General features: G+C 55.4%; 8 protein-coding genes. All 8 read left to right on the top strand.

Annotation, left to right across the window (positions count from 1 at the left end; translation table 11 throughout):
* Positions 1 to 196 precede the first annotated feature (196 nt).
* The 8 genes from P8Z34_07060 to P8Z34_07095 all read left to right on the top strand — a co-directional run bounded on the left by P8Z34_07060 (position 197) and on the right by P8Z34_07095 (position 9,754).
* Entirely contained in the window at positions 197 to 2,146 is a 1,950-nt protein-coding gene (locus P8Z34_07060; GenBank protein ID MEJ2550423.1) for a cache domain-containing protein, read from the top strand.
* A gap of 43 nt (positions 2,147 to 2,189) precedes the next feature.
* Positions 2,190 to 3,356, top strand: a complete 1,167-nt coding sequence (locus P8Z34_07065; protein ID MEJ2550424.1) for a response regulator — start codon at positions 2,190 to 2,192, stop codon at positions 3,354 to 3,356.
* Positions 3,357 to 3,657: 301 nt separating this feature from the next.
* Positions 3,658 to 4,218 carry a 4Fe-4S dicluster domain-containing protein gene (locus P8Z34_07070; GenBank protein MEJ2550425.1) on the top strand — a complete coding sequence of 187 codons (561 nt, stop codon included), beginning with the start codon at positions 3,658 to 3,660 and terminating at the stop codon, positions 4,216 to 4,218.
* Positions 4,218 to 5,174: a CoB--CoM heterodisulfide reductase iron-sulfur subunit B family protein gene (locus P8Z34_07075; GenBank protein ID MEJ2550426.1), complete on the top strand. Its 957-nt coding sequence runs from the start codon at positions 4,218 to 4,220 to the stop codon at positions 5,172 to 5,174. Before P8Z34_07070 ends, P8Z34_07075 begins: the two co-directional genes overlap by 1 nt.
* Positions 5,175 to 5,182: 8 nt before the next feature.
* Positions 5,183 to 7,210: a CoB--CoM heterodisulfide reductase iron-sulfur subunit A family protein gene (locus P8Z34_07080; GenBank protein MEJ2550427.1), complete on the top strand. Its 2,028-nt coding sequence runs from the start codon at positions 5,183 to 5,185 to the stop codon at positions 7,208 to 7,210.
* 20 nt (positions 7,211 to 7,230) lie between these two features.
* The gene (locus P8Z34_07085; protein ID MEJ2550428.1) at positions 7,231 to 7,728 is read left to right on the top strand and encodes a hydrogenase iron-sulfur subunit; all 498 of its coding nucleotides are present in this window, start codon (positions 7,231 to 7,233) and stop codon (positions 7,726 to 7,728) included.
* Positions 7,725 to 8,711, top strand: a complete 987-nt coding sequence (locus P8Z34_07090; protein MEJ2550429.1) for a F420-nonreducing hydrogenase — start codon at positions 7,725 to 7,727, stop codon at positions 8,709 to 8,711. Before P8Z34_07085 ends, P8Z34_07090 begins: the two co-directional genes overlap by 4 nt.
* 14 nt (positions 8,712 to 8,725) lie before the next feature.
* Positions 8,726 to 9,754: a nickel-dependent hydrogenase large subunit gene (locus P8Z34_07095; protein ID MEJ2550430.1), complete on the top strand. Its 1,029-nt coding sequence runs from the start codon at positions 8,726 to 8,728 to the stop codon at positions 9,752 to 9,754.
* Positions 9,755 to 9,795 lie beyond the last annotated feature (41 nt).

The following is a 9,795-nucleotide window of genomic DNA, read 5'->3' on the forward strand; positions in this document are numbered from 1 at the left end:
CCGATTCACGAGGGTCGAGAGTGGCGAATCATCCAGAGGGAACGCAGACAGCGAAGGGCTACATTGAGATTGCCGTCGACCGTTCCCTCTCTTCATTTTCCGAATCGGCATCCGAGCCATTGAAGCGGACGAGGGATCGAGATTGCGATGTCTGTGCTAGCTTTCATGCTTTTCCAGAGACGGCGGGGTGACTGAGATGAGTCATTTTCTTCTGCGTTTGCTGGCAGGCAGAATGCAGGTCGTTTTGATCGGATCTATCGTGCTCATGGTCGCATTGACCTTGGGACTCAATGCACTGGCGATCTCTACGGTGATCGATGATTATCTGAAATCCGCCGAAGCCGAACGCATCGATCGCGACATGGATTTGGCGAGCCAATTCTATCGCCTCAAGGCGGAGGACATCACGGACGTCGGCCAACGCATGTCGAAAGACCCTCGAGTGGTACAGGCTCTTCCCGATGCTCTGGAGGGCTTAGCAGAAGCGCTGGCGATACTGGATGAAGAAATGAGCAGGAAGATCACCGTTCCCAATCTCAGCGGCACACACTTTATTGGACTACTGGACGATCGGGGCAGCATCGTCCTGGGACGGGTACTTTGGTCCAACGATCAACTCTCGGATCGGATCACAGGCGGAAATTGGGGGGAACTTCCCATCGTTGAACACGTGATGACCCAAAACACGGCAATTACCGCTACCGAGATCATCCCGGAAGAATTCCTCTCTCAAGTGGGGCTTGCAGGGCAGGCTTTCATCCCGTTGAAAGAAACCCCAAAAGCCGCTTCGACGCCGTATGACCTGCGGGAGGGAACGGCCGGTCTGGCACTCACGAGCGTTATTCCCATCGATCTCGAGGGCACAGCGAAGCGCGTAGCCGTGATCGTTGTCTATCTGTTCAACAATGATTTTACGCTCGTGGATCAAATCCGGGAGACTGCCGGCGTCGACACCGCCACCGTTTTTTACGGCGACCTGCGCGTATCGACGAACGTGCCCGACGAAAGCGGGGAGCGAGCCGTCGGAACACGTGTGTCCCAGGAAGTCTTTGACGTCGTACTCGCCGAGGGCCGGCGATACGAAGGGGAAGCCTTCGTCGTCAACGAATGGTACATTACGCGTTATGAACCTCTGATCGACCACCTCGATCAAGTAGTGGGTATCCTATACGTTGGCGCCAGGAAATTGTCCTTCGATAGCCTGATAGACGCCTTCAACCAACGCGTGATCGTGATTGCCTTCATCTGCATCCTGTGCGCGGCGGTCTTCACCATGCCGATCTCGCGTTTCATCACCCGTCCGATTGCGGAACTCGTCGATGCAAACAAGCGTTTGTCCCGCGGGGACATGAGCGTGCGCGTGCAAACCCACGGCAGAGGTGAATTGAGCCTTCTGGGAGATTCCTTCAACGACATGGTGGAAAAGCTGGACGAGACGCAGAAGAAATTATTCCACCAGGAGAAACTCGCTTCCGTGGGCCAACTCGCCGCCGGCGTGGCGCATGAGATCAACAACCCACTCGGTACGATCCTTCTCCTGACAGACGTGATGTACAAGGAAACACCGGAAGATGACCCACATCACGAAGACCTTGCGGTGGTCATCGAGGAAGCGACTCGTTGTAAAACAATCGTTGCGGATCTGCTCAATTTCTCGCGCCAACAAGATATTCTCACAACGAATACTGACATCCACGCCCTGCTGGAGAGAGTCGTATCGGACGCACGCCGGAAACCGGGTCTCGATCAAATAGAGATCGTGACGCACCTCGATGGGGACGTTCCCAAAATTCAGGCCGATCAGGATCAAATGCAGCAAGTCTTTACCAACCTGTTGAACAACGCGGCCGAAGCAATCGAAGGCAGGGGCAGAATCACGATATCGACGCAAGTGGAAAATGGCCAATGGCTGATCATCAAACTGGCCGATACGGGTTGCGGCATTCCGGAAGCGGACATGGGCAAGCTCTTCACGCCATTTTTCACCAAGAAAGCTTCCGGCAAAGGCACCGGGCTGGGTTTATCGATCGTATATGGCATCGTCAAAATGCATCGCGGCCAAATCCAGGTTCAAAGTAAAATGGGTGAAGGGACCAGCGTTTTCGTATCGCTTCCTATCCAGCACGCGCCCGATAGCGGAAGATAAGTGGAACCGTCCATACAGCACAAATTGAGGTGACGATCTTTGTATGACAGGTAAAGGAAGGATCCTCGTTCTCGACGATGAAGCGGGCATCCGCAGAGCCTGTCGCCGGGCTCTCGAGCCCCAGGGTTATCGTATCGAAACGGTAGGCACGATCGAAGAATTTTCTCGCAGGCTCGATGAAGAATCTTTCGATCTTGTCCTGCTTGACCTCATGCTGCCGGATGGCCGTGGAATCGATTTGCTTCCGCTGCTGAAGGAAAGGGACGAAGATATCGTCTGCGTCATTATTACAGGCTATGCAACCGTAGAATTGGCGGTAGACGCCATCAAACAGGGCGCTTACGACTTCATTTCAAAGCCGTTTACTACCGATCAACTTCTCATGACCGTCGAACAGGGATTGGAGAAGCGGCATCTCTCCCTCGAGGCGAAGCGATTACAGAACATCGAGAAGAAAGCCGAAGGATTACTGCGTGCCAAACAAGACATGGAACGACTCGACGAGATGAAATCGACCTTCATGTTGACGGTGGCACACGAACTGCGCGCTCCCGTAAGCAGCGCACTTAGTCTGCTGCGTACCCTGCTTCATGGTTTGTCCGGCGATATGAACGAGAATCAGTCTGAAATCATGGATCGGATTGAGATACGCCTGGAGATGCTGCTTGATTTGATCAACGATCTGATCGAACTCTCAGCAAGTAAAACGCCGGCGCTGATGGAAGCGCAGGAGTCGATCGCCGTTCAGCCTGTACTGGAAAAGATAATCAATCATTTTTCAACAGAAGCCGAAAGTAAATCGATCTCGTTGAGTCTGCAAGCGCCCACGGATACGGCTTACGTAGAGGCCACAAAAAACGGACTTGAAAAAATCTTTGCCAACCTGATTCACAATGCCATTAAATACACACCCGCCTATGGGCGCGTCGAAATCGCGCTCGAAGATACGGGCGGCAGAGTAAAAATTACCGTGGCAGACAGCGGCATCGGTATCCCGGAAGACGACATTCCGCGCTTATGGAACGAGTTCTTCCGCGCTCATAATGCCCGTGCTTCGGGAATTTCAGGCACCGGCCTGGGGTTGAGCATCGTCAAACAGTACGTCGAGGAGTTCGCTGGTATCGTAGGGGTTGAAAGCGTCGAGAACGAAGGCTCGACGTTCACCGTCGAACTCCCAAAATCGGAATCACCTCCCAATGACCATCTTTAATACGCAGCAAACCAAAAAACGCAGCTCCTAGCATTCGAAACCACCCATTTTCACGCCTGAAAAGCACATAGATAATTTCTATAATTAGTCATTGAATTTTTCTCTGACATTCGTCGGTTGAACGTATGCCCTCTATCACTTCGATCTACGTGAGAAATTTCACATACTTATTTATGAAATTCACAATGTTTCCGGGGTGTTATGCAAGTCGAGCAGATGGTAAATCTAGCTCTGATCCATTTTGCCTGTCTGCTTTCCCATTGCATGACGGGCTATATCCATTTCAGTAAAGAGGTGCCTTATGAGTGTAGGCCAAACCAAGAATGACTTTCTTGCGGAAGTTATCGCCAAGACCCCAGGTGGTGAAACCCTAAAGACCTGCTTGCAGTGCGGTACGTGTGGCGGGTCCTGTCCTTCCGGGCCGGATATGGATCACACGCCGCGTAAGCTATTTGCCATGATTCAGGCCGGCATGAAGGAAGAGGTCCTGCAGAGTAACACACCCTGGTACTGCGTTTCGTGCTATTACTGCATGGCGCGCTGCCCGAAAGATATCCCCATAACCGACATTATGTACACGCTGAAGAACATGGCCGTCGAAGCGAAGTACTACGACAGCAGCGATGCACCGGATTTCTCGGAGAGCTTTATCGGCTACGTCGAAAAATACGGCCGCAGTTTCGAGTTGGGCCTGGCAACTCGCTATCACCTGACCCATAAGCCCCTTTCGAAATTCTCCTACGGTCCATTCGCTTTGGGAATGTTGATGAAGAATCGCGTTTCGCTGACTCCGGAACGGATTGAAAACATCGATCAGCTTCGTGCCATTCTGAATAAAGCAAAGTCACTGGAGGTCGTCTGATGCGATACGGCTACTACCCAGGATGTTCATTAGGCAGCACAGCCGCTGCATATGATCAATCTACAAAAGCAATTGCCAAGCCACTGGGTCTTGAGCTCGAAGAAATTCACGATTGGAACTGCTGCGGCGCTACAGAGTATTTCTCGATTCAAAAGACGGCCGCCTACGCCCTGGTCGCCCGCAACCTCGCGCTTGCCGCCAACCAGGGCGGCTTGACCCAAATTACCGCGCCGTGCAGCGCATGTTATCTGAACTTGCGCAAGACGGACAACTACATGGGCAAGTATCCCGAGATCAACGAACACACGAACGAGGCGCTCGCCGCAGGCGGGCTGTCCTATAAACCTGGCAGCTTGAAGGTGCGTCACTTGCTCGACGTGGTCGTCAATGACGTTGGCCTGGATGCCATCCAGGAGAAAGTGACCAGCCCGCTCAAGGGTTTGCGTCTGGCGCCGTATTACGGCTGTCTGCTCGTGCGCCCGACTCTCGGGGAGCAAGTGGACGACCCCGAGTATCCCACCCATCTCGATGAGTTGCTGGACGTGGTCGGTGCGACGGTGGTCGATTTTCCGCTCAAAGCGCACTGTTGCGGCGGGCACATGACGCAGATCAGCGCCGACACGGCATACGAGCTGATCCGCAGAATCCTGCAGAACGCCGCCGAATACGAAGCGGACGCCATCGTGACGGTCTGTCCCATGTGCCAGTTGAATCTCGATGCGTATCAATCGCAGGTCAACGGACATTTCGGAACATCCTTCAACCTGCCTATTCTCTACTTCACTCAAATCATCGGTCTTGCGTTTGGTATGAAACCAAAAGAACTTGGAATCGGTAAGGAAATCGTCTCGGCTTCCCCACTCCTGTCGAAAATCGGCGCAGAAGTAGAAGAGCCCGAGGCGCGGCCAGCGCGCAGACGACGTGATGACAAATCATTGCCGATGCCAAAGATCTAGGAGGGCAGATGACAGAAAAAGTTGGTGTATACATTTGCCACTGCGGGAGTAACATCGCCGGTGAGATCGACGTTGAAGGTCTCGCAAAGTGGGCAAAAGAAAACCTCGATGGTGTCGTCGTTGCGCGTGATTATAAATTCATGTGCTCGTCGCTGGGTCAAGAGCTGATCGAGGATGACATCAAGAACGAAGGCCTGACGCGTGTCGTGGTGGGCGCTTGTTCGCCGCACCTGCATGGAAAGACCTTCCGCCGTGCCTGCGCCAACGCCGGCTTGAACCCCTACCTCTGCCAGATGGCGAGCCTGCGGGAGCAGGTCTCCTGGGTCACCGAGGACAAGGAATTGGCCAACACGAAAGCCAAGGCACTCATCTCGGGCGCCGTTCATCGCGTTCAATACCAGAAAGAACTTACAGCGACGGAGGTGCCGGTCAACCCCAATACCCTGGTCGTGGGTGGCGGGATTGCGGGCATCCAGGCTTCGCTCGAACTGGCGGACGCCGGTTATCAGGTCTATCTGGTGGAGCGAGAACCTTCCATCGGCGGACACATGGCGCAGTTCGACAAGACCTTCCCGACCCTGGACTGCGCGGCCTGCATTCTCACGCCGCGCATGTCGGACGTCGGTGCCCATCCGAACATCAACCTGCTGAGCTACTCGGAAGTGGAGGAAGTCAGCGGCTACGTCGGCAACTTCGACGTCCGTCTGCGGAAGAGAGCGCGCTACGTCAACGAAGACGATTGTACGGGCTGCGGGATTTGCATCGATAAATGCCCCAAGAAAGTCATCGACGACGTTTTTGAAGCCGGGCTCGGCTACCGCAAGGCGGTCTACCGCCCGTTCCCGCAGGCCGTCCCCAAGTTCCCTGTGATCGATACGGAATCCTGTATCTACTTCGAGCGCGGCACATGCAAGGCCTGCGAGAAGTTCTGCCCCACGGGCGCCATCGACTTCGAGCAAGAAGATACGCTTCTCGACATCAAAGTCGGGAACATCATCCTCGCCACGGGTTTCGATCTCTTCGACACGCGGCGGATACCGCAGTACGGCTACGGCCGGCTGGCGAACGTCTTCACCAGCCTCGAATTCGAACGGCTATGCAACGCTGCCGGCCCCACGGAAGGCAAGGTCGTAATGCGAGACGGGGTCACGCAGCCGAAATCGGTGGCCATCATCCACTGCGTCGGCAGCCGTGACGTACGCTACAATCCGTACTGCTCCGCGATCTGCTGTATGGCCTCCTTGAAATTCGGCCATCTGGTGATGGAGAAAACCGGCGCCGAAGTCTATTCCTTCTACATCGACTTGCGTACCAACCAGAAAGGTTATGAGGAGTTCTACAACCGCCTGCTCGAAGAAGGCATGCACTTCATTCGAGGCCGCGTCGCAGAGGTGACAGACGCCGCCCGGATGCCCGGTGAAGAAGGCAAATTAATCGTCCAGGCTGAGGACACGCTCCTCGGCACGCAGCGTCGCGTCCCGGTCGACATGGTGATCCTCATGGCCGGGCTCGAATCGCGCGCTGACGCACACGACGTGGCTTTGAAATTCGGGATCTCCTGCAGCATGGCAGGTTGGTTTACCGAACGCCATCCCAAACTGGCTCCCGTAGCTACGATGACCGACGGCATCTTTATCGCGGGTACCTGCCAGGGGCCGAAAGACATCCCGGCCACCGTCGCACAAGGCGCAGCCGCCTCAGCGAGTGTGCAATCGATGATCACTCGCGGAAAGGTGGAGATCGAACCGATCGTGGCCACCATTCACGAAGAGAATTGCTCCGGCTGTCGGATTTGCAATGACTTGTGCCCCTTCAACGCCATCGACTTCGACGAAGAAAAGAAGGTCAGTGTGATCAACCAGGCGCTGTGTAAAGGCTGCGGCACTTGCGTCGCCGCCTGCCCCGCCCAAGCCATCTCGGGTGCACACTTCAGCAACGATGAAATCATTGCCGAGATCGAAGGTCTGCTCTTCGATACGGTAAGCGGCAACGGTGCAAAAGCCGCTGAGCCGGCCAAAGACTCGGTGCCAGCTTGAGTGTGAGGAGTATGAATTCTATGAACACAGAAACGTTTGAACCCAAAATCGTGGGCTTTTTGTGCAATTGGTGTTCGTATCGCGCCATGGATTTGGCCGGGACCTCCCGCGTTAAATACGAACCGAATATACGCGTAATCCGGGTGATGTGCACAGGACGTGTCGATCCCACCTTCGTGCTCAAAGCGCTCGCCCTGGGCGCGGACGGGGTCATGATCGCCGGCTGCCATCCGGGAGAATGCCACTACCTGGAGCAGAACTACAAAGCCATGCGGCGCTTTCAGATGCTCAAGCATACGCTGCAACAATTCGGCGTGGAAGATGACCGCGTGCGCCTGCAGTGGGCGTCCGCCGCAGAAGGTGTGCAATTGGCTGCAGCGATCGACGACATGATCGAAAAGGTCCGTGCACTTGGCCCACTGAACTGGTCCGAGAATTATTCTCAAAACGGTAAAGTGGAAGCTGCCATCCAGCAGCTTGCCAAAGAGCACGCCGAAGCCATGGAGGTGCCCGCATGAGTGAAAAAGGAAAACTTGCACTGTATTGGGCCGCTTCCTGCGGCGGCTGCGAAATCGCAGTACTGGGGATCAACGAAAAGATCCTCGACGTAGCTAACGCCTTCGATATCGTTCTCTGGCCTGTAGCCGTGGATGCCAAAGTGCGCAGCATCGAAAAAATGGCCGACAAGAGCATCGACCTGTGTCTCTTCAACGGCGCCATTCGCACGAGCGAACAGGAGTATATGGCTCGCTTGCTGCGCCAGAAATCGAAAGCCCTCGTGGCCTTCGGTTCCTGCGCACATGAAGGATGCATTCCCGGGCTGGGAAACGTTGCCAATCGCGAGGAAATTTTCCAGGTCGCCTACCAAGATACACCGAGTACGGACAACCCGGACGGTGTCCGTCCGCAGACCGAGACCCAGGTCGAAGAAGGCACGCTCTACCTCCCGCTCTTCTACGACACGGTCAAGACCCTCGATCAATGTGTGGACGTCGATTACTACTTGCCGGGATGCCCTCCCGAGCCGGAACGTATCTGGGACGCCATCGTGGCGATCCTGGAAAACAAACTGCCGGCGCCCGGTTCCGTGATCGGCGCGGAAACCACCGTTTGCCACGAGTGTCCTCGGACGCGGTCGGAGAAGAAGATCACGGAATTCAAGCGAACCTGGGAGATCATTCCCGACCCGGATGTGTGTTTGCTCGAACAGGGTCTGGTTTGCTGCGGTATCGCCACGCGTGCCGGCTGTGGCGCTCTCTGCCCGACGGTCGGTTCACCCTGCATCGGCTGCTATGGTCCCAATGAAGATGTGATCGACTTCGGCGCTCGTATGATGACCGCGCTGGCTTCGGTGATCGACTCGGAAGATCCGGAAGAGATCGACCGCATCATCAAAGAAGGCATTCCCGATCCAATCGGAACGTTCTATCGTTTCAGCTTGGCGCACGGCCAACTTCGACGCAGCGCCCTCAGTGGAAACGGTAAATCCGTTCAGGCCTGAGAGGAGAAGTAAACATGAAGCGAATTTCAATTGATCCCATTACCCGACTCGAGGGCCACGGAAAAATCGACATTTTCCTCACCGACGAAGGGGAAGTGGCGAACGCATATTTGCAGGTTCCAGAACTGCGCGGTTTCGAACGTTTTTGCGTCGGCCGCCTGGCCGAGGACATGCCCAACATCACCGACCGCATCTGCGGCGTGTGCCCCGAGGCGCATCACATGGCCTCCACCAAGGCTCTCGACGCGCTGTTTCACGTCGATCCCCCACCGACGGCCAAGAAGCTGCGCGAGTTGTTCTACAGCATCTTCTACGCCACCGATCACACGACCCACTTCTACGCGCTCGGGGGTCCGGATTTCGTGATGGGACCCGATGCCCCCGTCGCTGAACGAAACATCCTGGGCATCATCAAGAAAGTCGGCATGGATATCGCCGGTAAAGTGCTCAAGATGCGCCACGACGGCCACTATCTGATCAAGATGATCGGCGGCCGACCGGTCCATCCGAACTGGGGCCTTCCCGGTGGAGTCAGCCGCGGCATCACCGAAGAACAACGTGATGAGATCGAAAAGCTGGGAAAGGACGCCATCGAGTTCGCCAAGTTCTCGATCCAGCTTTTCAACGACATCGTGCTGGGTAACACGGCTTACGTCGACCTGATCAAAAACGACGCCTTCGTTCACCGCACGTACAACATGGGCACGGTGGACGAGAACAACCACGTGAACTTCTACGATGGCAAGATCCGTGTCGTTGGTCCGGACGGCAAGGAACACGCCAAATACGATCCCAAAGATTACCAGGACTACGTCGCTGAACACGTCGAGCCCTGGTCGTATCTCAAATTCCCTTACCTGAAGAAAGTCGGCTGGAAGGGATTTGTGGACGGTGAAGATTCGGGCGTTTACAAAGCCACCCCGCTGTCACGTCTCAACGCGTCGGACGGCATGGCCACGCCGCTGGCGCAGGCGGAGTTCGAGCGCATGTACGAAACGCTCGGCGGCAGTCCGGTCAACCACACCCAGTGCTCCGTTGCGTAGAGCAGCTCGATCAAACGCGCCCAGTGTGTCGCCAGGGTGTG

This window comes from Anaerolineales bacterium, assembly GCA_037382465.1.
Lineage (GTDB): Bacteria > Chloroflexota > Anaerolineae > Anaerolineales > E44-bin32 > WVZH01.